This window comes from Georgenia faecalis (assembly GCF_003710105.1).
GTDB lineage: Bacteria > Actinomycetota > Actinomycetes > Actinomycetales > Actinomycetaceae > Georgenia_A > Georgenia_A faecalis.
This window is the reverse complement of sequence record NZ_CP033325.1, coordinates 123,815-144,607: the sequence shown is the minus strand read 5'-3', so window position 1 is coordinate 144,607 and position 20,793 is coordinate 123,815. Positions and strand designations below refer to the sequence as shown.

The 20,793-nt window shown below is 73.2% G+C and carries 17 protein-coding genes and 1 tRNA gene; 7 read left to right on the top strand and 11 right to left on the bottom strand.

What is annotated here, in order from left to right; translation table 11 throughout:
• Positions 1-7: 7 nt before the first annotated feature.
• The 3 genes from EBO36_RS00630 to EBO36_RS00620 all read right to left on the bottom strand — a co-directional run bounded on the left by EBO36_RS00630 (position 8) and on the right by EBO36_RS00620 (position 3,110).
• The gene (locus tag EBO36_RS00630) at positions 8-637 is read right to left on the bottom strand and encodes an MBL fold metallo-hydrolase (RefSeq protein WP_122822906.1); all 630 of its coding nucleotides are present in this window, start codon (positions 635-637) and stop codon (positions 8-10) included.
• A 28-nt stretch (positions 638-665) separates the two neighbouring features.
• The gene (locus tag EBO36_RS00625) at positions 666-1,760 is read right to left on the bottom strand and encodes an S-(hydroxymethyl)mycothiol dehydrogenase (RefSeq protein WP_122822905.1); all 1,095 of its coding nucleotides are present in this window, start codon (positions 1,758-1,760) and stop codon (positions 666-668) included.
• Positions 1,761-1,856: 96 nt separating this feature from the next.
• Positions 1,857-3,110 (bottom strand): threonine/serine exporter family protein, encoded by a 1,254-nt coding sequence (locus tag EBO36_RS00620; protein WP_241237099.1) that lies wholly within the window; start codon positions 3,108-3,110, stop codon positions 1,857-1,859.
• Positions 3,111-3,316: 206 nt separating this feature from the next.
• Between EBO36_RS00620 and EBO36_RS00615 the strand changes: the two genes are divergently transcribed.
• Positions 3,317-4,684 (top strand): hemolysin family protein, encoded by a 1,368-nt coding sequence (locus tag EBO36_RS00615; RefSeq protein ID WP_122822903.1) that lies wholly within the window; start codon positions 3,317-3,319, stop codon positions 4,682-4,684.
• Positions 4,681-5,694: a hemolysin family protein gene (locus EBO36_RS00610; protein WP_122822902.1), complete on the top strand. Its 1,014-nt coding sequence runs from the start codon at positions 4,681-4,683 to the stop codon at positions 5,692-5,694. Before EBO36_RS00615 ends, EBO36_RS00610 begins: the two co-directional genes overlap by 4 nt.
• An 88-nt stretch (positions 5,695-5,782) precedes the next feature.
• Here EBO36_RS00610 and EBO36_RS00605 read toward each other — a convergent pair.
• A tRNA-Ser gene (locus tag EBO36_RS00605) sits at positions 5,783-5,870 on the bottom strand.
• 176 nt (positions 5,871-6,046) lie between these two features.
• Here EBO36_RS00605 and EBO36_RS00600 point away from each other — a divergent pair.
• Both EBO36_RS00600 and EBO36_RS00595 read left to right on the top strand, forming a co-directional pair.
• The gene (locus EBO36_RS00600) at positions 6,047-7,012 is read left to right on the top strand and encodes an NAD(P)H-quinone oxidoreductase (RefSeq protein WP_122822901.1); all 966 of its coding nucleotides are present in this window, start codon (positions 6,047-6,049) and stop codon (positions 7,010-7,012) included.
• A 46-nt stretch (positions 7,013-7,058) separates the two neighbouring features.
• The gene (locus EBO36_RS00595; RefSeq protein ID WP_122822900.1) at positions 7,059-7,859 is read left to right on the top strand and encodes a MerR family transcriptional regulator; all 801 of its coding nucleotides are present in this window, start codon (positions 7,059-7,061) and stop codon (positions 7,857-7,859) included.
• Between the two features lie 73 nt (positions 7,860-7,932).
• Here the strand turns inward: EBO36_RS00595 and EBO36_RS00590 are convergent, their stop codons facing one another.
• The 6 genes from EBO36_RS00590 to serS form a co-directional block, all read right to left on the bottom strand.
• On the bottom strand, positions 7,933-9,183 hold the full coding sequence (locus tag EBO36_RS00590) for an AGE family epimerase/isomerase (RefSeq protein ID WP_122822899.1): 1,251 nt from the start codon (positions 9,181-9,183) through the stop codon (positions 7,933-7,935).
• Between the two features lie 114 nt (positions 9,184-9,297).
• Positions 9,298-10,245 carry a carbohydrate ABC transporter permease gene (locus EBO36_RS00585; RefSeq protein WP_122822898.1) on the bottom strand — a complete coding sequence of 316 codons (948 nt, stop codon included), beginning with the start codon at positions 10,243-10,245 and terminating at the stop codon, positions 9,298-9,300.
• Positions 10,242-11,195, bottom strand: a complete 954-nt coding sequence (locus EBO36_RS00580) for a carbohydrate ABC transporter permease (RefSeq protein WP_122825352.1) — start codon at positions 11,193-11,195, stop codon at positions 10,242-10,244. Before EBO36_RS00580 ends, EBO36_RS00585 begins: the two co-directional genes overlap by 4 nt.
• 104 nt (positions 11,196-11,299) lie before the next feature.
• Positions 11,300-12,688, bottom strand: a complete 1,389-nt coding sequence (locus EBO36_RS00575) for an ABC transporter substrate-binding protein (RefSeq protein ID WP_122822897.1) — start codon at positions 12,686-12,688, stop codon at positions 11,300-11,302.
• Positions 12,689-12,943: 255 nt separating this feature from the next.
• Positions 12,944-13,777 carry an HAD family hydrolase gene (locus EBO36_RS00570; RefSeq protein ID WP_241237098.1) on the bottom strand — a complete coding sequence of 278 codons (834 nt, stop codon included), beginning with the start codon at positions 13,775-13,777 and terminating at the stop codon, positions 12,944-12,946.
• Positions 13,774-15,051 carry a serine--tRNA ligase gene (gene serS, locus EBO36_RS00565; protein ID WP_122822896.1) on the bottom strand — a complete coding sequence of 426 codons (1,278 nt, stop codon included), beginning with the start codon at positions 15,049-15,051 and terminating at the stop codon, positions 13,774-13,776. The genes EBO36_RS00570 and serS overlap by 4 nt, the downstream gene beginning before the upstream one ends.
• 86 nt (positions 15,052-15,137) lie before the next feature.
• Here serS and EBO36_RS00560 point away from each other — a divergent pair, with 86 nt between their 5' ends.
• Positions 15,138-15,725, top strand: a complete 588-nt coding sequence (locus EBO36_RS00560; protein ID WP_122822895.1) for a 1-acyl-sn-glycerol-3-phosphate acyltransferase — start codon at positions 15,138-15,140, stop codon at positions 15,723-15,725.
• A gap of 167 nt (positions 15,726-15,892) precedes the next feature.
• Complete coding sequence (locus EBO36_RS00555; RefSeq protein ID WP_122822894.1) at positions 15,893-17,161, top strand: diacylglycerol/lipid kinase family protein; 1,269 nt, start codon at positions 15,893-15,895, stop codon at positions 17,159-17,161.
• Positions 17,162-17,245: 84 nt separating this feature from the next.
• On the opposite strand, the gene pheA is transcribed toward EBO36_RS00555, so the two are convergent.
• Positions 17,246-18,193: a prephenate dehydratase gene (gene pheA, locus EBO36_RS00550; RefSeq protein ID WP_122822893.1), complete on the bottom strand. Its 948-nt coding sequence runs from the start codon at positions 18,191-18,193 to the stop codon at positions 17,246-17,248.
• 120 nt (positions 18,194-18,313) lie between these two features.
• On the opposite strand from pheA, the gene EBO36_RS00545 reads away from it, so the two are divergent.
• On the top strand, positions 18,314-20,776 hold the full coding sequence (locus EBO36_RS00545; protein ID WP_122822892.1) for a hypothetical protein: 2,463 nt from the start codon (positions 18,314-18,316) through the stop codon (positions 20,774-20,776).
• Positions 20,777-20,793: the final 17 nt, after the last annotated feature.

Here is a 20,793-nt window from a genome sequence, read left to right as displayed (position 1 = left end):
GTCCTGCCTAGTGCCCTCGGTCGATCCACTCCTGCACGTGCGGGGCCTCGTTGCCGATCGTCGTGCTGTCCCCGTGGCCCGTGTGGACCGCCGTCGTCGGGGGGAGCGTGAGGAGCGTCGTGCGGATCGACTCCACGATGGTGGGGAAGTCGCTGTAGGACCGTCCGGTCGCGCCCGGGCCACCGCTGAAGAGCGTGTCGCCCGAGAAGAGCGCGCCGAGGGCGGGCGCGTAGTAGCAGACCGCTCCGGGGCTATGCCCGGGGGTGTGGAGCGCGTGGATCTCGATCCCGGCGACGGTGATGACATCGCCGTCGGCCACCTCCCGCACGGGCCGGGTGCCGGGGTAGACCCTCTCCCAGAGGACCAGGTCCTCCGGGTGGAGGTACGCGGGAGCGTCGACGAGCTCCTGGAGCGCGCCGAGGGCGTCGATGTGGTCGTCGTGGGCGTGGGTGAGGAGGATCCCGACGACCCGCCGCCCCCCGACGAGCGCGGCGATCGCCGCGGCGTCGTGCGGCGCGTCGATGACGACGCACTCCTCGTCGTCACCGACCACCCACACGTTGTTGTCGACGTCCCACGTCCCGCCGTCGAGCGAGAACGTCCCGGACGTCACCGTCTTCTCGATCCGCGCGTTCATCCGTCTCCTCTTTTCCGTTGCGTGGCGCTCAGGCGTCCGCGAGGACGACGACGGACCGCAGGACGTCGCCCCGCAGCATCTTGGCGAAGGCCTCCTCGACGTCGCCGAGCCCGACCGTCTCGCTGACGAAGTCGTCGAGGTTGAGCCGGCCCTGGAGGTACAGGTCGACGAGCATGGGGAAGTCACGGCTCGGCAGGCAGTCGCCGTACCAGGCGGACTTCAGCGACCCGCCGCGCCCGAAGACCTCGTCGAGGGGCAGGGTGATCTCGGTGCCGGGGGCCGGCACGCCGACGAGGACGACCCGGCCGGCGAGGTCGCGCGCCTCGAACGCCTGCCGGTAGGTCTGGGCGAGGCCCGCGGCGTCGATGACGAGGTCCGCCCCGAAGCCGCCGGTGAGCTCGCGGATGCGCGCCACCGGGTCCGTCTCGCGGGAGTTGATGGTGTGCGTGGCGCCGAACTTCTTCGCCCACTCGAGCTTGCGGTCCTCGACGTCGACGGCGATGACCGTCGTCGCGCCGGCGAGGGCGGCGCCCGCGATGGCCGCGTCGCCCACTCCGCCGCAGCCGATGACGGCGACGGACTCGCCGCGGGTGACCTCACCGGTGTTGATCGCCGCGCCGATGCCCGCCATGACGCCGCAGCCGACGAGGCCGGCGACCTGCGGCGGCACGGCCGGGTCCACCTTGGTGCACTGCCCCGCGGCGACGAGCGTCTTCTCCGCGAAGGCGCCGATCCCCAGCGCCGGGCTCAGCTCCGTGCCGTCGAGGAGGGTCATCTTCTGCGTCGCGTTGTGCGTGTTGAAGCAGTACCAGGGCTTGCCCTTGGCGCAGGCGCGGCACTGCCCGCACACGGCTCGCCAGTTGAGGACGACGTAGTCGCCGGGCGCAACCTCGGTGACGCCGGGGCCGACGGCCTCGACGACGCCCGCGGCCTCGTGCCCGAGGAGGTAGGGGAAGTCGTCACCCACGCCGCCCGCGACGTAGTGGTGGTCGGTCTGGCAGACCCCGCAGGCCTGGATCTTGACGACCGCCTCGCCGGGACCGGGGTCCGGGACGACGATGGTCGTGAGCTCGACGGGCGCGTCCTTGGCTCGCGAGATGACACCGTGCACGTGCTGGGGCATGCCTGACCTCCGTGAGACTCCGGAACTGGCCTTCGACCCTACCGCCGGGCCCAGGCCGGGCGACCGGGGGCAGCCCCTCTCAGCGAGTGCCGCGCCTCACCGGTCGAACGCCCAGTTCCGGTCGGTGAGGATCCGCGCCATCGCCAGGCCGACGCCGAGCGCCATGATGACGAACGTCGCCTCGACCCCGCTGTTGAGCGCCTCGGCGATCTCCCCCTCGTTGAGGTGGACGAGCGAGCGGTACACGGACACTCCGGGGACCATGATGACGACGGCCGGCACGGAGAGCGTCACCCGCGAGAAGTGGGCCCGCGTCGAGGCGACCGCGGCCAGCAGGCCGATCGCCAGCGCGGCGAGGCCCGCGGCGGCCTGGGGTGCCATGCCGGCGTCGAGGAGAAGCAGGCGCCCGGGGTTGGCCAGGGCCCCGATGACGGCGGCGATGGCGGCCACGCGCAGCGGTGAGTTGAAGAGGATGGCGAACCCCGCGGCGGCGACGGCGCTCGCCAGCATCCGCAGCGCCACGCCCAGCGCCCCGCCGGCGGCACTCCCGGTCTCCAGCTCCAGCTCCAGCGCGCCGAACAAGGACACGGCCCACACACTCATCCCCGCCGACAGCAGGATGAGGGTGGCGTAGGCGGCGCGGGCGATCCCGGCGGAGAAGTCCATCCGGACGAGGTCGAGCACCGCCGTCACCAGCGGGAACCCCGGGACGAGGAAGAGGACCGCCGAGATGAAGCCCGCCTCGTGGGCCGGGTCGGCGTACCCGAGGCGCTCCAGACCGAGCACCACGCCGACGTAGACGGCGCTCGCCAGGGCCGCCGCGAGGGCGGTCACGGCGAACTGGTTGAGCCGGGCGTGCTGCATCCGCCGCCGGACCAGCTGCCCGAGGCCCGCGGCGGCGAGCACCGCCGCGCAGACAACCACGCCACCGCCGTTGAGGAACGCGAACGCGGCGCACGCCAGCGCGACGGCCAGCGCGTTGACCGCCGGCCCGTAGAGCAGCGGGCGCTGGCCGATCCGGTCGACCTCCGCCTCGACGTCGGCCACGGCAGTGCCGGGACGCAGGCCGTCGACGTACTCGGCGATCCGGTCGAGCCGGTCGGCGTTGACCCCGATCGCCCGCTGCTCGATGACCTCGGTGCGGAAGTGCTCCTCGTCCCGGGCCGTCGTGGTGATCTCGGTGAGCGTCACCTGCGCGCGGTGCTCCCGCAGGCCGACCGCCTCGGCGACCCGGCGCATGGAGTCCTTGACCCGGTAGGACCCCGCCCCCGCCGACAGGAGCAGGGCGCCCAGTCGGAGCACAGCCGCCGACTGGCGCACGAGGAGCGGGGAACCGAGGTCGTCATGCACCTGACCCATCCTGCCCGGCGAACCGGGCCGTGCCACAGGACCATCCATGCGGGGGGCTCGTCCACCGCAGGTACGCGTGCGCCCACCACGTCCCCGCGTGAGGTTCAATAGAACTCCCCCGACGTTCAACGCGAGAGAGTCATGGACCCCGACCATATAGACCTGCCCACCGCCCGTGAGAGTCACGCCGGGGTGGTGGGCCAGCGATGACCGTGCTCACCCTGCTCCTCGGCATCCTCGTCGTCGTCGCCATCACGGCGGTCACCGGCTACTTCGTCGCGCAGGAGTTCGCCTACATGGCGGTCGACCGGTCGCGTCTCAACGCACGCGCCGCCGCCGGCGACGTCGTGGCCGAGCGGACGCTGCGCGTCACCAAGCGCACGTCCTTCATGCTCTCCGGAGCCCAGCTCGGCATCACCGTCACCGGCCTGCTCGTCGGCTACGTGGCCGAGCCGCTCATCGGCGAGTCGCTCGGCGAGCTCCTCGGCGTCGCCGGCGTGCCGGTCGGCGTCGGGATCGCCGTCGGCACGGTCCTCGCCCTCGTGCTGTCCACCGTCGTCCAGATGGTGTTCGGCGAGCTGTTCCCCAAGAACCTCGCCATCGCCCGCCCCGAGCCCGTCGCGCGCTGGCTCTCCCGCTCGACGCTGCTCTACCTCAAGCTCTTCGGCTGGCTGGTCTGGGTCTTCGACCAGGCCTCCAACACCCTGCTGCGCGCCCTGCGCATCGAGCCGGTCCACGACGTCGAGCACTCGGCGACGGCCCGCGACCTCGAGCACATCGTCGCGGACTCCCGGGAGAGCGGAGACCTGCCCGCGGAGCTGTCCATGCTGCTGGACCGCATCCTCGACTTCCCCAAGCGCGACGTCGAGCACGCGATGATCCCCCGGGCGCGCGTCGACGTCGTCCGGGCGGACGACACCCTCGGGGAGGTCCGCGCGCTCATGTGCGAGGGGCACTCGCGCTACCCCGTGCTCGGTGCGGACGACGACGACATCCTCGGCGTCGTCCACCTGGTCGAGGTGCTGGGCTCGACCGCGCCGCTCGACACCCCCGTGAGCACGCTCGTCCGCGACGCGCTCATCCTCCCGACCCTCATGAGCCTCCCCGACGCCCTGCGCGAGCTCGACCAGAGCAAGAACCAGCTCGCGTGCGTCGTCGACGAGTACGGCGGCTTCGCCGGCGTGCTCACCACGGAGGACATCGCCGAGGAGCTCGTCGGGGAGATCACCGACGAGCACGACGACGCCCTGCCGATCCTCGAGCCGGACGACGACGGGATCTGGAACATGGCGGGTGACGTCCACATCGACGAGGCCGAGCGGGCGATCGGCTACACCCTCCCCCGCGGCGACTACGAGACGATCGCGGGACTGGTCATCGCCGTCCACGGGGAGCTTCCCGAGGTCGGCGAGCGACTCATGGTGGAGCTGCCGCCCGACCCGGGCGAGCTCCTCGACCGACCGGTCCGGCGCCTGCTGGAGGCCGTCATCGTGGAGATCGACCATCACGTGCCGTCCATGGTGCGCGTCAGCCTCGTCGAGACCGACGACGTCGACGGGGGTGAGGAGCGATGAGCAACCTCACCGTCGTCCTCGTCACCATCGCCCTCATCACGCTCAGCGCGTTCTTCGTCGCCATCGAGTTCGCCCTCATCTCCGCCAAGCGCCACCGCCTGGAGGACGCGGCGACGAGGAGCCGGGCGGCGCGGGCGGCGCTGCGCAGCTCCTCCGAGCTCACGCTGCTCCTCGCCGGCTCCCAGCTCGGCATCACGGTGTGCACGCTCGCGCTCGGTGCCATCACCAAGCCGGCCGTGCACCACTGGCTCACCCCGCTGTTCGCCTCCTGGGGCATGCCCGAGCTGACGGCGGACGTCGTCGGCTTCGTGCTGGCGCTCATCATCGTGACGTTCCTGCACCTCGTCGTCGGTGAGATGGCCCCGAAGTCGTGGGCGATCGCCCACCCGGAGAAGTCCGCCACGCTCCTCGCCCTGCCGATGCGGGGCTTCATGTGGGCGTTCCGCCCGGTCCTGCGCGGCCTCAACGCCACGGCGAACTGGTGCCTGCGCCGCGTGGGGGTCGAGCCGAGCGACGAGGTCGCCGCGGGCCAGACCTCCGACGACCTTCGTCACCTCGTCGAGCACTCGGCGAACGTCGGCGCGCTGGACGCGAGCTACTCCCGGCAGCTGTCCGTGGCCCTCGACCTCGAGCGGCTCACGGTGGCGGACCTGGTCCGGCCGGGGGCGCGCCTCACGGCCGTGCCGCTGAGCGCGACGGTGGCCGAGGTCCAGGAGACGGCGCGGCGCAGCGGCCACCTGCGGATCCTCCTCGGGGACACCCGGGGCATCCAGGGGGTCGTCCACGTCCGGGACACCCTCACCCGTCCCGCGACGGCGGGGGTCGCCGACCTCGCGCGCCCGGTGTTCACGCTCGCGCCGACGACGACGGCGTACACGGCGCTGGCGCACATGCGGGAGAGCCGCAACCACCTCGCCGTCGTCCGCGACGGCGACCGGGTGGTCGGGGTGATCACGATGTCCGACGTCCTGCGCCGGCTGTTCCCCGTGGTGGAGGCGGTCGAGCGCTGACCCGGTCGACCCGACGCTCGACCTGACGACCGCCGCGCCGGGGTGCCCATGGGGTGCCCCGGCGCGGTGCGTGGTGCGGCGCACGCGGCGGAGGGCAAGGGATTCGAACCCTTGGTGCGGGGTTACCGCACAACGGTTTTCAAGACCGTCACATTCGGCCGCTCTGTCAGCCCTCCCGGCCCCGCAGGCGCGCCCACGGGGTCGCGGGCCAGTCTAGGGCGGCACGTGGGGCCGGACGGCGCCCCCCGGACCCATAGCGCCGCCCCGGTACCACGAGCCGCCCCGGGCACCACCGGCCCGCCCGGGCGCCCCGGCCCGGCGGCGTCCGGGACCCCGTCCTACGATCGACGACGTGCGCGCGATCGACGTCGTCGACGGATCCCTGACCCTCACCGACCTGCCCGACCCGGTTCCCGGGCCGGGTGAGGTCCTCGTCCGCGTGGCCGCCGCCGGGGTGAACCGCGCCGACCTGCTCCAGCGCGCCGGCCACTACCCGCCGCCGCCCGGTGCCTCGCCGGTCATCGGCCTCGAGTGCTCGGGGACGGTCGTCGCCCTCGGTGACGACGTCGAGGGCTGGCAGGTGGGTGACGAGGTCGCCGCCCTGCTCGCCGGCGGCGGGTACGCCGAGCTGGTCGCCGTACCGGCCGGCCAGCTCCTCCCGGTGCCGGCCGGGATCGACCTGGTCGACGCCGCGGCGCTGCCCGAGGCCGTGTGCACGGTGTGGTCGAACCTCGTCCACGTCGCCCACCTGCGTCCCGGCCAGTCGCTCCTCGTCCACGGCGGGTCCGGCGGCGTCGGGTCCATGGCGATCCAGCTCGCCGCCGCCGCGGGCGTGCGGGTCCTCACCACGGCGGGTGGGCCCGAGCGCTGCGCCCGCTGCGAGGAGCTGGGCGCGGAGGCGGCCATCGACCACCGCGCCGAGGACGTCGTCGAGCGGGTCCGCGCGCTCACCGAGGGCCGCGGCGTCGACGTCATCCTCGACGTCCTCGGCGGCGGGGCCCTGGGGAGGAACGTCGCGATGCTCGCCACCGGCGGCCGGCTCGTCATCATCGGCACCCAGCAGGGCCGGCGCGGCGAGCTCGACGTCGGTGCCCTCCTCGCCCGACGGGCGAGCGTCCACGCCACCACGCTGCGCGCCCGCTCCCTCACGGAGAAGGCCGCCATCGTCGCCGACGTGTGCGAACGCGCGTGGCCGCTCATCGCCGACGGGACCGTGGGCCCCGTCGTCCACGCCCGCCTCCCCCTGGACCAGGCCGCCCAGGCGCACGAGCTCATGGACTCCGGCGCCGTCTTCGGCAAGGTCCTGCTGCTCCCCTGACCTGTCCGCTTGACCCTCACGTCGCGTGAGGCACCACGGTGGGTCCATGACCGCAACGAAGGAGCTGACAGTGCTCACGGTGGGCCAGGTCGCCGAGCGTTTCGACGTCACGGTGCGTACGTTGCACCACTACGACGAGATCGGCGTGCTCAGCCCGACCGAGCGCAGCGCCGCGGGGTACCGCCTCTACACGGACACGGACCTCACCCGTCTCCAGCACGTCGTGGTGTACCGGCGCCTCGGGTTCCCGCTCGAGGCCATCGCGGAGCTGCTCGACGGTGGCGCCCAGCGCGACGCCGTCGTCGAGCACCTACGGCGCCAGAAGGCGGCGGTCATGTCCCGGTTGGACGAGATGCAGGACCTCGTCACGGCCATCGATCGAGCACTGGAGCAGCAGATGAACGGCATCAACCTCACGCCCGAGGAGCAGAAGGAGCTCTTCGGCGACGGTTTCAAGGACGAGTACGCCGTCGAGGCACAGGACCGCTGGGGCGACACGGAGGCGTGGCAGCAGTCCCAGGGGCGCACCGCGCAGTACACCAAGGCGGACTGGGAGGAGATCGCCGCGGAGACCGGGGCGATCAACGCGGCGTACGTCGCGGCCCTGGAGGCGGGGCTGCCGGCGTCCAGCGACGCCGCCATGGACGCCGCCGAGCGCGCGCGCGTGCAGATCCACGAGCGGTTCTACGACATCACGCCGGAGTTCCACCGCTGCCTCGGGGACATGTACATCGCCGACGAGCGGTTCACGAAGACGTACGAGGACATCCACCCGGGCCTCGCCCAGTACGTCCGCGACGCCATCCACGCCAACGCCGACCGGCAGGCGGGCGGCGCGGCGAGCTGACCCCGCCCGGCGCACGGGACGCTCTGCGTCGCCGGCACACCGCCGGCGGCGCCGAGCGTCCCACGAGAACCGGCTACGGCATCGGGTGGCGGTTGTCGACCAGCCCGGCCGCCACGGCCGGAGCGAGCGCCGGCGCCAGCGGCAGGCGCGGGATGAGCGTCGCCTGGAGCGCGTGGTAGATGTCCGGCTTGCCCGACCACGTGCCCGCGCTCGGGCCGTTCTCCGCGCTCAGCTCGTGGCGCCAGCGCCCCGGCGCCTCGATGAGGTGCTCGGCGGCGTAGTCCCACCACTGGCGGTACCGCTCCTCGTAGCGCACCTCCCCGGTGACCGCCTCGAGGGCGGCGGCGGCGCCGATGCCCTCGCAGACCACCCAGTGCATGCGCTCGCGCACCACGGGCTCCCCGGCGAAGTCGACGGTGTAGACGAACCCGTCGGCGCCGTCGACCGCCCAGCCGTCGGCCACAGCGCGGTCGAAGAGCTCCCGCGCCGCCTCGAGCATCCACGTCTCGGCGTCGAGGCCCCGACGGCGCAGCGCCTCGCGGGCGTGGAGGACCAGCCGCGCCCACTCCAGGGAGTGGCCGACGGTGGCGCCGTAGGGCCGGAACGGGTGCGCCGGCTCGTCGCGGTTGTAGTCGAGCAGCGGCTCCCAGTCGGCGCTGAAGTGCTCGGGGATCCGCCAGTCGTTGGCGCGGGCGAAGTCGTCGAGGACGCGCCGGGTGATCCGCACGGCGCGGTCGAGCCAGACGTCGTCGCCCGTGACGTCGGCGGCCGCGAGGTACGCCTCGACCGTGTGCATGTTCGCGTTGACGCCGCGGTAGTCCTCGCAGACGCCGAACGCGCGGTCCCAGGACTCCACGGCCATGCCCTCGTCGTCACGCCAGAAGAAGCGCTCGCTCACCGCGAGGGCCTCGTCGAGGAGCGCACGGCCCCCCGGACGGCCCGCCGCGGCGGCGGAGGCGCCGGCGAGGATGACGAACCCGTGCGCGTAGGCCGCCTTGGTGTCGTCGGGGACGCCGTCCCCCTCCAGGGCGACGGCGGAGAACCAGCCCCCGTGCTCGCCGTCGGCGAAGGCCCCCCGCAGGGCGGCGACGCCGTGGTCGGCGAGCGGCCCGTAGCCCGGGCGACCCAGCATGGTGCCGAGCGCGAAGCTGTGGGTCATCCGGGCGGTCACCCACAGCTCGGCGGGCTGGCCCGGGTCGACGGCACCGTCCGCGTCGAGGTACCCGAAGCCGTTCGGCACCCGAGAGGAGCGGGCGAACGCAAGGAGGGCGTCCGTCTCCGCGGTCAGCCACTCTGCGTGCGTGCGTGAGCCCAGCCAGGTCATCAGTTCTCCTCGATCGGTCCTGGGCTGAGGCTATCGTCGCGCGCCCGCCCCCACACGACACCGCCGACGGCCGGACCCCCGCGAAGGGGCCGGCCGCCGGCGGGCGACGGATGCCTAACCCTTGACGGAGCCCGCGAGCAGGCCGCGGACGAAGTACTTCTGCAGGGACAGGAACACGATGATCGGCACGATGATCGAGACGAAGGCACCGGCGGTGAGCAGGTGCCAGTCCTGGCCACGCGAGCCGGCCATCTCCGCCAGGCGGGCCGTGAGCGGCTGCACGGCGTTGTTCCCGCCGGTGAACGTCAGGCCGACGAGGAGGTCGTTCCACACCCACAGGAACTGGAAGATCGCGAAGCTCGCGATCGCCGGGACGAGCAGCGGGAGCATGACCCGCAGGAACACCGTCACGTGCCCGGCGCCGTCGACGCGGGCCGCCTCGATGAGCTCCCGCGGGATCTCCGACATGAAGTTGTGCAGGAGGAACGTCGCGAGCGGCATGGCGAAGCACGCGTGCGCCACCCACACACCGAGGTAGGGGAATGCCTCGCCCACCGCGGAGCCGGAGAAGATCCGCAGGAGCGGGATCAGGGCCATCTGCAGCGGGACGATCTGCAGGGCGAACACGAGGATGAACACGGTGTCGCGCCCCCGCCACTGCAGCACGGAGAAGGCGTAGGCGGCCATCGTGGCGACGACGAGCGGGATGAGCGTCGCCGGCACGGTGATGACCACGGAGTTGACGAAGAAGTTCGCCAGCGCGCCGGAGGAGGCCCGCCCGAAGAGCACCTCCTGGTAGTTCTCCAGCGTGACCGCCGGGTTGAGGAAGAAGGTCCACCACCCGGAGGTGCGGATCTCCGACTCCGGGCGCAGGGAGCTGAGGAACATCCCGATGATCGGCACCGTCCACAGCAGCGCGATGACGATGGCGACGGCGGACCCCACCCGGGAGGTGAGCATCGCCCGCGCCCGCGAGGACGTGGACGGACGCGGGGCCTTGGTCACGCGGGCCTGGTCGGCGGCGATGTCGGCCACGGCGGGCTCGACGGCAGCAGCACTCATGCTCCTCGCACCTCCCGGTTCTTGATCATCTGTCGGATGTTGAAGACGACGATGGGGATGACCAGCACGAAGATGACGACGGCGAGGGCCGAGCCCGTTCCCGCGTTGCCGAAGGTGAAGGACTGGTCGTACATCATGTTGGCCAGCACCTGGGTGTCGAACCGGGCGCCGGTCATCGTCCGCGGGATGTCGAAGATCTTCAGCGTGGCGATGGTGATCGTCGTGACGACGACGACGAGCGTGGGACGGATGCTCGGCACGGTGATGTTGCGGAACATCTGCCAGGCGCCGACGCCGTCGAGACGGGCCGCCTCGACGATATCCGCCGGGATCGCCTTGATGGCCGCGGAGAGCAGGACCATGGCGAAACCGGCCTGGATCCAGATCATCACCGCGATGAGGAAGAACGTGTTCCAGGGCGCGTCCTGGAGGAACCGCACGGGCTCGAACCCGAGCGTGGTGATGATGGCGTTGAGGAGGCCGATCTGCTCCTGCGCCGCGCCCCGGTACTCGTAGACGAACTTCCAGATGATGCCGGCGCCCACGAAGGAGATCGCCATCGGCAGGAAGAGCAGCGTCTTGGCGACCTTCTCGAAGCGCGACTGGTCGATGATGATCGCGTAGAGCAGGCCCACACCGGTGGCCACGGTCGGCACGAGCGCCACCCAGAAGAAGGTGTTGATGAACGACTGCAGCGAGTCGGGGTTGGTGAACACCCACTCGTAGTTGGCGAGGCCGACCCACTCGTCGCTGGAGCGGTCCATGAACGACATGAGCGTCGTGCGGATCGCCGGGTAGATGAGCCCCACGCCGAGCAGCGCCAGGGCCGGCCCGCCGAAGAGCAGCACCATCCACCAGGTGCGCGAGCGGCCGGCGATCCGGTCGGCCACGCGGGCCAGCAGGAGGAGGACGGCGACGACGACGAGGAACGCCACGACGGCCAGGATCATCTGGCCGAACTTGGAGTAGAGGAAGAAGTCCACGGTGATCAGCTCCCTTCACGCGACCGAGGCGGGGGCGCGGCATCGCCGCACCCCCGCCTGTGGGTCACTGGTCAGCCGGCCGGCCAGGCGGCGTCGATCTGGGTGAGCACCGTGTCGGTGTCCGCACCGTTGATCCAGTCCACCATGCCGGTCCAGAACGCCCCGGCGCCGACCTCCGACGGCATGAGGTCCGAGCCGTCGAAGCGGACCGTGGCGGACTCGTCCTGGAACAGCTCGATCGCCTGACGCAGCACGTCGGACGTGGCGAGCTCCGGGTCCACCCCCAGGTTTGCCGACGTCACGCCGCCGATCTCGACGCGGGTGTTGGCCCACTCAGCGGAGGACATGAACGTCTGGACGGCCTGGGTGGCCTCACGGTCGTTGAACGCACCGACGAACTCTCCGGCGACGAGCAGCGGGCGGTCGTCCGCGGTCATGCCCGGCAGCGGGAAGGCGAACGCCTCTCCCTCGGGGCTGACGTCGGTGCCCTCGGGCCACTGCGCCTCGTAGAAGGAGGCCTGGCGGTGGAGGAAGCACTCGCCGTCGAGGATGGGCAGACCACCGTCGTTGAAGGACGTCGTCGCGATGGACCGCGAGTCGCCGATGCCGCCGTTGACGTAGTTGTCGTCCTTGAGGATGGCTCCGGCGAGGTCGACGGCCTCGGTGACCTCCGGGGCGTTGAAGGGGATCTCGTGCGTGACCCACTGGTCGTAGACGTCGCCGCCACCGGTGCGCAGGACGAGGTCCTCGATCCAGTCGGTGGCGGGCCAGCCGGTGGCGCCACCGGACTCGATGCCCGCGCACCAGGGCTTGACCGTCTCGGACCCCTGGTCGGCGGCGATCTGCTCCGTGAGCGTCATGAGCTCGTCCCACGTCTCGGGGACCTCGTAGCCGTTCTCCTCGAACGCCGTCGGGGAGTACCAGACGAAGGACTTCACCGAGGAGAGCATCGGGGAGGCGTAGAACTCGCCGTCGACCGTGCCGTAGGACTTCCAGTCCTCGGTCCAGCCCTCGTCCACGTTGGCCTCGACCGCGTCGGGGGCGGCGAGGACGTAGCCGTCGCGCACCATGCGCTGGAGGAGGCCGGGCTGCGGGAAGGCCGCGAGGTCGGGGGCGTTGCCGCCCTCGGCCTGGACGACGACCTGCTGCTCGAACTCGCCGGAGCCGTTGTGGACGACCTCGATGCCGGTGCACTCGGTGAACTCCTCGAAGGAGTCCTGCATCTGGTCCGCCTCGACCTCACGGATCGAGGTGAAGAGGGTGACACTCTCACCCTCGAACGTGCCGTACTCCTCGAAGGCAGCGCAGTCCGTGCCGCCGCCGGCGCTCGTCTCGCCGTCGTTGCCACCACCACCGCCGCCGCCGCCGAGGTCGTCGGCGCCGCCACAGGCGGCCAGGGTGAGAGCGAGGGCAAGGGTGCCCCCCGCTACGGCGACTCCGCGTCGTCCGGTTCGAGCCATGAAAACTCCTCCTCATTACTGCGTCGTAATGCGTTCCGTGGGGCGTCGGCACCCCAGTTGTTCCCACACAAGCCCTTGCCCGGTCGGGGCGCAAGCACGTCGGACCTCGATCACGTAACGATCTGATCACGTCCGCCAGGTACGTCACGATATCGGGTGGTCTCGCTGACTGGACGCCCTCACCCCCGGCCCGAGCGCGGCGCCGGGCAGTTCAGCCGGCCGATCCGTGCAGCAGGCCGCTCAGTGCAGCGGGGCTCAGGGCAGCAGGCCGCGCAGCACGGGGACGGCGCCGTCCTCCTCCACGGTGGCGGTGAGCGCGTCGGCGGCCGCGACGGTGACCTCGTCGGCGCCCCCCATGGCGACGCCGTAGGCGGCCCACTGGAGCATCTCGACGTCGTTGCGGCCGTCGCCCATCGCCACGGTGGCACCGGCGTCGACGCCGAGCCGCTCGCGGAGCATCTCCAGGGCCGAGGCCTTCGTGACGCCGTCGGGCGCCAGGTCGAGCCAGGCCGTCCAGCCGACGGCGTAGGAGACGCCGTGCAGCCCGACGCGGGCCACCAGGGCGTGGAAGTCCTCGGCCGACAGGTGCGGGGCGCGGACGGTGACGCGGGAGGCGGGGGCCGAGCACAGCTCGTCGAAGTCGACGACCTGGACCTCCCCGGACAGCTCGCCCATGGGGAACGGCTCGCTCACCTTGAAGCCCTTGCCGAGGTCCTCGACGGCGAACCGCCCGTCGGGCAGCTCCTCGCGCAGCAGCCGCAGGGCAGGCTCGGGGTCGAACGTGACGACGTCGCTGATCTCGTAGCCCCCCTCGAGGGCGGGGTCCAGGCGCAGGCACACCGCGCCGTTGGAGCACACCGCCCAGCCGCGCTCCAGCCCCAGCTCCTCGAGCACGGGCGTGACCGCGGACAGGGAGCGCCCGGTCGACAGGACGACGTGCGCCCCGGCGTCGCGCAGGTCGGCGACGGCGTCCCGGACGCCGTCCGACAGGCTCTGGTCGTGCCCGAGGAGGGTGCCGTCGATGTCGAGGGCGACGAGCAGCTCCGGGCCGGCCGGCGGGAGGGTCGCGGGGGTCTTCAGCGCACTCACCGGCCGGCCCTCGGCTCGAGCACCTCGAGGCCGCCGAGGTAGGGCCGCAGCCCCTGCGGGACGCGGACGGCGCCGTCGGGCAGCTGGTGGTTCTCGAGGATGGCGACGAGCCACCGCGTGGTGGCGAGCGTCCCGTTGAGGGTCGCGACCGGGCGGGTCTGGCCGTCGCGGCGCTCCCGGATCCCGAGCCGGCGGGCCTGGAACGTCGTGCAGTTCGACGTCGACGTGAGCTCGAGGTAGCGCTCCTGGCTCGGCAGCCAGGCCTCGCAGTCGAACTTGCGGGCGGCGGAGGAGCCCAGGTCCCCGGCGGCGACGTCGATGACCCGGTAGGGCAGCTCGACGGCGGCGAGCATCTCCTCCTCCCAGGCGAGCAGGCGCGCGTGCTCGGCCTCGGCCTCCTCCTGGGGGCAGTAGGAGAACATCTCGACCTTGTTGAACTGGTGGACCCGGATGATGCCCCGGGTGTCCTTGCCGTAGGAGCCGGCCTCACGCCGGTAGCAGGTGGACCACCCGGCGTAGCGCAGCGGGCCGTCGGTCAGGTCGAGGATCTCGTCCGCGTGGTAGCCGGCGAGGGCCACCTCCGAGGTTCCGGTGAGGTAGAGGTCGTCGGCGGGCAGGCGGTAGACCTCGTCGGCGTGCGCGCCGAGGAACCCGGTGCCGCTCATCACCTCGGGGGTGACGAGGGTCGGGGTGATCATCGGCGTGAACCCCGCCGCTAGCGCCCGGTCCATCGCGGCGTTGAGCAGGGCCAGCTCCAGCCGGGCCCCGATGCCGGTGAGGAAGTAGAAGCGCGCCCCGGAGACCTTGGTGCCCCGCTTGGTGTCGATGGCTCGCAGGCCCTCCCCCAGCTCGAGGTGGTCACGCACGGTGACGCCCTCGGCCGCGAGGTCGCGGATCGTGCCCTCCTCCCGCAGGACGACGAAGTCGTCGGGCCCGCCGGCGGGGACGCCCTCGACGACGACGTTGGGCAGCCGCCGGGCCAGCTCCTCGGCCTCGGCCGCCGCCGCGGACGACGCCGCCTCGGCCGCCTTGACCCCCTCCGCGAGCTCCTTGGCGCGGGCCAGGGCGGCCGGGCGCTCCTCGGGGCTCGCGGCGCCGACGCCGCGGCTCGCGGCCTTCTGCTCGGCGCGCAGGTCCTCGAAGGTCGCGAGGCTCTCGCGCCGGCGGGCATCGGCCGCCAGGACGGCGTCGACGAGGGCGGGGTCCTCGCCGCGGGCACGCTGGCTCGCACGGACGGCCTCGGGGTTCTCACGCAACGCTCGCAGGTCGATCACACCACCGAGCCTAGTTCGTGGTGCACGCGCCGTCGCCGACAGGGGGCGGTCCCCGCCCGACGGCGGGCTGCTCTAGGCTCGCCGGCGTGAGGATCCGACGCCGTCTTGCCCGCGCCTACTGGGCGGTGAGCCGCTGGCGGCTGCGCTCCCAGCCGCTGCCCGACGACGACGCCGGCATTCTCATCGGCGCCCCGCACACGTCGAACTGGGACTTCCTCCTCATGCTCGCGATCGCCTGGGACTCCGGCATGAGCCTGCGCTTCCTCGGCAAGGAGAGCCTCTTCCGGGCGCCGTTCGGCGGCGTCATGCGCGCGCTCGGAGGGATCCCGGTGGACCGTTCCGACCCGCACGGGGTCGTCGACGAGGTGGTCGGCCGGCTCCGGGCCGGCGAGCGGTTCTACCTCGCCATCACCCCGGAGGGCACGCGCAGCAAGGCGGCCTACTGGAAGTCGGGCTTCTACCGAATGGCCCGGGAGGCCGACCTCCCGGTGGTCCTCGGGTACGTCGACCGCACGACGAGGACGACGGGGTTCGGCCCCACCCTGCGGATGACCGGCGACGTGCGCGCGGACATGGACCGCATCCGCGCGTTCTACGCGGACAAGGCCGGCATCAAGCCCGCCCTGCGGACCGAGCCGCGCCTGCGCGAGGAGCCCTCCTCCCCGTCCTCGTGACCCCCTCGCTCCTGCCCCTCCGCCCCTCCCCTCGTGATCTTGCAGAGACGCTGACGGGCGGCCTCGGCATCCCGGCACTTCTGCAAGATCATCCACACGGGGGCGGACGGGCCGGGCGCCCGCCGGTCCCGCGCGCCGCATGACCCGCTGACCACTACGTTCAGAGCGTGTCCTGGGAACAGTGGGTGAGCATCGTCGCGCTCGTACTTGCGGTCGCCGGCCTCGCGGTCGGCCTGGCCGTGTGGCGGGCCGTCAAGGCGCGCACACCGTCCTTCAGCCGCGACGAGCCCGAGGCCCCACCGGCCGAGGACGACGACGCGACCCCCGCCGGACCGCCCGCCGTCGTCTTCAACCCGTCCAAGACCGCCGACGGGGACCGGCTGCGCGCACTCGTCACCCAGTCCGCCGCCGAGGCGGGGCTGGGGGAGCCGCTCTGGTACGAGACGACGATCGAGGACCCGGGGCTGGGGCAGGCGCGCGAGGCCGTCGCCGCGGGCGCGTCGGTGGTCATCGCCGCCGGTGGGGACGGCACGGTGCGCGCGGTCGCCGAGGCGCTGGCCGGGACATCGACCCCGATGGCGCTGCTGCCCCTCGGCACGGGCAACCTCCTCGCCCGCAACCTCGACCTGCCCCTGGGCGACGAGCGCGAGATGGTCGCCACCGCGCTCACCGGCCGCGACCGTCCCATCGACCTCGGGTGGCTGCGCACCGAGCCGCTGAGCCCCGAGCATGCCCGCCGGGAGGCCGGCTCCCCCGACGCCTCCTCGGCCGCGAGCTCGGACAAGACCGACTCGGCCGAGGCAGCGGAAGGCCGCTACAACGACCCCGCCAAGCCCGAGGACGGCTCCAGCGAGGGGCCGCCGAAGGTGGAGGCCGGTGCACTGCCCGCGTCGGACCCGGACAAGGAGCACGTCTTCCTCGTCATCGGCGGCATGGGCTTCGACGCCGCCATGGTGAGCGCCGCCGACGACGAGCTCAAGGCGAAGATCGGCTGGGCCGCCTACTTCTTCGCGGGCGTCAAGCACCTCACCGGGCGCAAGGTGCGGGCGACGCTCGAGCTCGGCACGTCCGACGCGTCCGAGACCTTCTCCGCGCGCACGGTGCTGTTCGCCAACTGCGGGCGGCTGCCGGGCGGCGTCGTCCTCTTCCCCGACGCCCAGCTCGACGACGGCTGGCTCGACATCGCCGCCATCAACACCAAGGGCGGCCTCATCGGGTGGGCGGACCTCCTGCGCAAGGTGATCCTCCAGGGCATCGGGATCCGCAAGGACCTCGTGCCCTACAGCACGGGCACGATCGACTTCCGCCGTGCCCGCACCGTCACCGTGCGCACCGAGGAGCCCGAGCACGTCCAGGTGGACGGCGACCTCGTGGGGATGGCTACCGTCGTCCACGCCCGCGTCGAGGCCTCGGGTCTCGTCGTGCGCACGTCCTGACCAGCGGCCCGGGCACCCGGCGTTTCTGCACGATCACCAGGCGACTGGGCCCGGCGCTTCTGCACGATCACCAGGGAAGGGGCGTCAGGTCCCGCCGTCGAGCAGCCCCTCGACCCACTCGCGCGCCGCGATGAAGTCGGCGTCCGACGTGCCCGGCGCCTGCCGGTGCGCGACGCCGTCGACGCGCGGGTAGGACCCGAGGAAGCGCACCAGCGGGCACACCCGGTGCAGGCCGATGAGCGTGGCCTGCACGCGCTCCTCGGCGATGTGCCCCTCGAGGTCGATGGAGAAGGAGTAGCGCCCGAGCGAGTCGCCGATGGGCCGCGACTCGATCCGGGACAGGTTGACCCCGCGCACGGCGAACTGGTCGAGCATGTGCAGGAGCGCGCCGGCCTCGTTGTCGGGCAGGTGCACCATGAGCGTCGTCTTGTCCGCGCCGGTCGGGTCGGGGAGCGCGCCCGGGGCGCCGACGAGGACGAAGCGCGTGACGGCGCGCGGGTTGTCCGCCACGCCGGTGGCGAGGACCTCGAGGCCGTACCGCTCGGCGGACAGCGGCGAGCAGAGCGCGGCGTCGTACCCGGCCAGCGCGCCGGCGTCCGCGAGGTGCGCCGCGGCCGCGGCGGTCGACGTCGCGGGCACGTGGACGGCGCCGGCGAGCTGGCGCGCGGCCCACCCCCGGCACTGCGCCCAGGCGTGCGGGTGCGTCGCCACCCGGCGGACGTCGGCCAGCGCGGTCCCCGGCAGGCCGGCGAGGACGAAGGTGATCGGGACGACCATCTCGCCCACGACGACGAGGGGGGCGCCCGTGGCGAGCGTGTCGAGCGTGGCGTTGACCCCGCCCTCGACGGAGTTCTCGATGGGGACCACGGCGAAGTCGGCCTCGCCGGTGCGCACCTTCTCCAGGGCCGTGACGACGTCGGCGCACGGCAGCGTGTCGACGTCCTCGTCCCCGACGAGCGCCCGCAGCGCGGCCTCGGTGAAGGTGCCCTCGGGGCCCAGGTAGGCGTAACGGGCGCGTGGCTGCTCGGGCATCGGCGATCTCCTCCTCGTGCGGGCACCGGCGGGGCCGGACCTGCGGCGCGAGCCTAGTGCAGGGCGCCGCCCCTCCCCCGGCCGGTGGTCCGGGGACACCGGCCCCGTAGGCTTCCCCCGATGATGCGACGCAACCGGACCCTCGTGCGGGTGGGGTTTGCCCTGCTCGCGCTCGTGCTCGTCGCCGCCCTCGTCCTGCCCATGGCCGGCGTCGCTTTCGGCGCCCCGGCGAGCAGCGCGGCCGGCGCGGGCGGCGCGACGACGACCCCCGACGCCGCCGCGTCGAGCACGGCGGGCACGGCCGACGGCGCCGAACCCGCCGACGTCACCGGCCCGGTGGTGCTCCTCGGCACGGCCGGGCTGCGGTGGGAGGACCTGTCCGCCGTCGGCACGCCGGCGCTGTGGACGCTGGCGGAGGGCGGCAGCATCGCCAACCTCGTCGTGCGGTCGGTGCGCTCGAGCAGCTGCCCCGCCGACGGCTGGCTCGCCGTCTCCGCGGGCCGGCGCGCGGCGGACCTGCCCACGGGCCAGTTCGGGACGTGCCGCCGGCTCGCCGAGGTGCGGGACGCCGGCGTCGTGCCCGGCTGGGAGGAGTACCTCCAGGCCGCGTCCGAGGCGTCCTACGACGCGACCCCGGGCCTCCTGGGGGAGATCCTCGCCGAGGCGGGGACCCCCGCGGTGGCCGTGGGTCCGGGTGCGGCGATCGCCCTGGCGACCCCCTCGGGCACGGTGGCCGGCGAGGTCCTCTCCGCCCCGTCCGACGACGCGGCCCTCGCCGCGCGGGTCTCGGAGGCCGTCGACGGCGCCGAGCTGGTCGTCGTCGACCTCGGGGCGATCCGTGACCCGGGTCGCCCGCTCGTCGCCGTCGCCGACCCGCGGCCCACCCCGGCCCCCACCGAGGAGGTGTCCGAGGACGCGGGCGAGGAGAAGAACCCGCTCATGGACCCGGACCGGGCCACGCAGGTCCTCGCCCTCGACGCGCGCGTGGCGGCGGTGCTCGACGCCCTCGGCGACGCCGGCTCCCCCACCGTCCTGCTCGCCTCGCTCGCCGACTCCGGCCGGGTGCCGCTCATGCAGGTGATCGCGGCCGACGGCCCGCCCTACGAGGAGGGTCTGCTCTCCTCGACCTCCACCCGCCAGCCCGGGATCGTCCAGTCGACCGACCTCACGCCCACCCTCCTCTCGCTCCTCGGCCTCGACGCGCCGGCGGGACTCGTGGGCTCCCCGATGACGACCGAGCCCGGCAGCACCGCGGCGACGGGCCGCATCCGCACCCTCCAGGACGAGAACGCCCACGCCGTGGCCATCCGCCCCCTCGTGGCGCCGTTCTTCTCCGCCCTCGTCGCGGTCAACCTGCTCCTCTACGCCGCCGTCAGTGTCGGCTTCAACCGGCGCATCCTCGACCGGGTCTCCGCGCGGCTCGAGCGCCGCGGCTCGGCGGGCGGCCTCACCCGGCTCCTGCGCAACCGCCAGCCGGCGGCGGCCCTACGGCCGCTGCGGGCGGTGGCCGTCACGGTCGCGGCCATCCCCGTCGCCAGCTACCTCGCCAACCTCCTCCCCTGGTGGCGCGCCGGCTCCCCGGGCCTGGTGGTCTTCACCGCGACGGCGTGCATCGCCGCCCTCATCGCCGGCGCGGCGCTCGCGCCGCCGTGGCGGGACCGCCTCATGGTCCCGGTCGGGATCGTCACGGGCGTCACCGTGCTCACGCTCGCGCTCGACGTCCTCACCGGCGCGCGGCTCCAGCTCTCGGCCCTCATGGGGGTCCAGCCGCAGGTGGGCGGCCGGTTCTACGGGTTCAACAACTCCTCGTTCTCGCTCTGGCTGGCGGCGTCGATCCTCCTCGCCACGTGCCTCGCCGAGCCGCTGGTCCGCCGCGGACGGCGACGCGCGGCCGCCGCCGTCGTGGCTGCCCTGGGGATCGTCGTCGTCGGGCTCGACGGCGCCCCGACGATCGGTGCCGACTTCGGCGGCCCGCCCGCCCTCATCCCGGGCTTCGCGCTGCTCACGCTGCTCACGCTCGGGATCCGCCTCACCTGGCGCCGCGTGGTCGCCGTCCTCGCCGCGACCGTGGTCGTCGCCGTGTCGTTCTCCGTCGTCGACTGGCTCCGCCCACCGGCGGAGCGCACCCACCTCGGCCGGTTCGTCGAGACGGTGCTCGACGGCGGCCTGTTCTCCGTCGTCGGCCGCAAGCTGGCCCAGAACCTCGACAACCTCTTCGGGTCGACGCTGACGTTCATGGCGGCCGGCGGCATCGCCGTCGTCATCCTCGTCCTGCTCCAGCCGCTGCGGCGCGCCGCCCGCGGGGAGGACCCGGGCGCGTACGGCTGGCTGGCGGAGGGGTCCTCCCTCAGCCGGCTCGGCGCGGACGCGGTCATGCTCCGCCCGGGGCTCATCGCGCTCGCCGTGAGCCTGGGGATCGGGTTCGCCGTCAACGACTCCGGCGTGGTGATCCCGGCGATCGGGGTGTCCGTGGCGGTCCCGCTGCTCATCTCCGTGCTGGCGACGTGGCTGCTGGGCATCCGCCGGGGACCGGCGCCCGCATCGCCCCGCGCCCCTGACCCGCTGCGCCCCGCCCGGCGCTGAGCCGAGGCCGCGGCGCC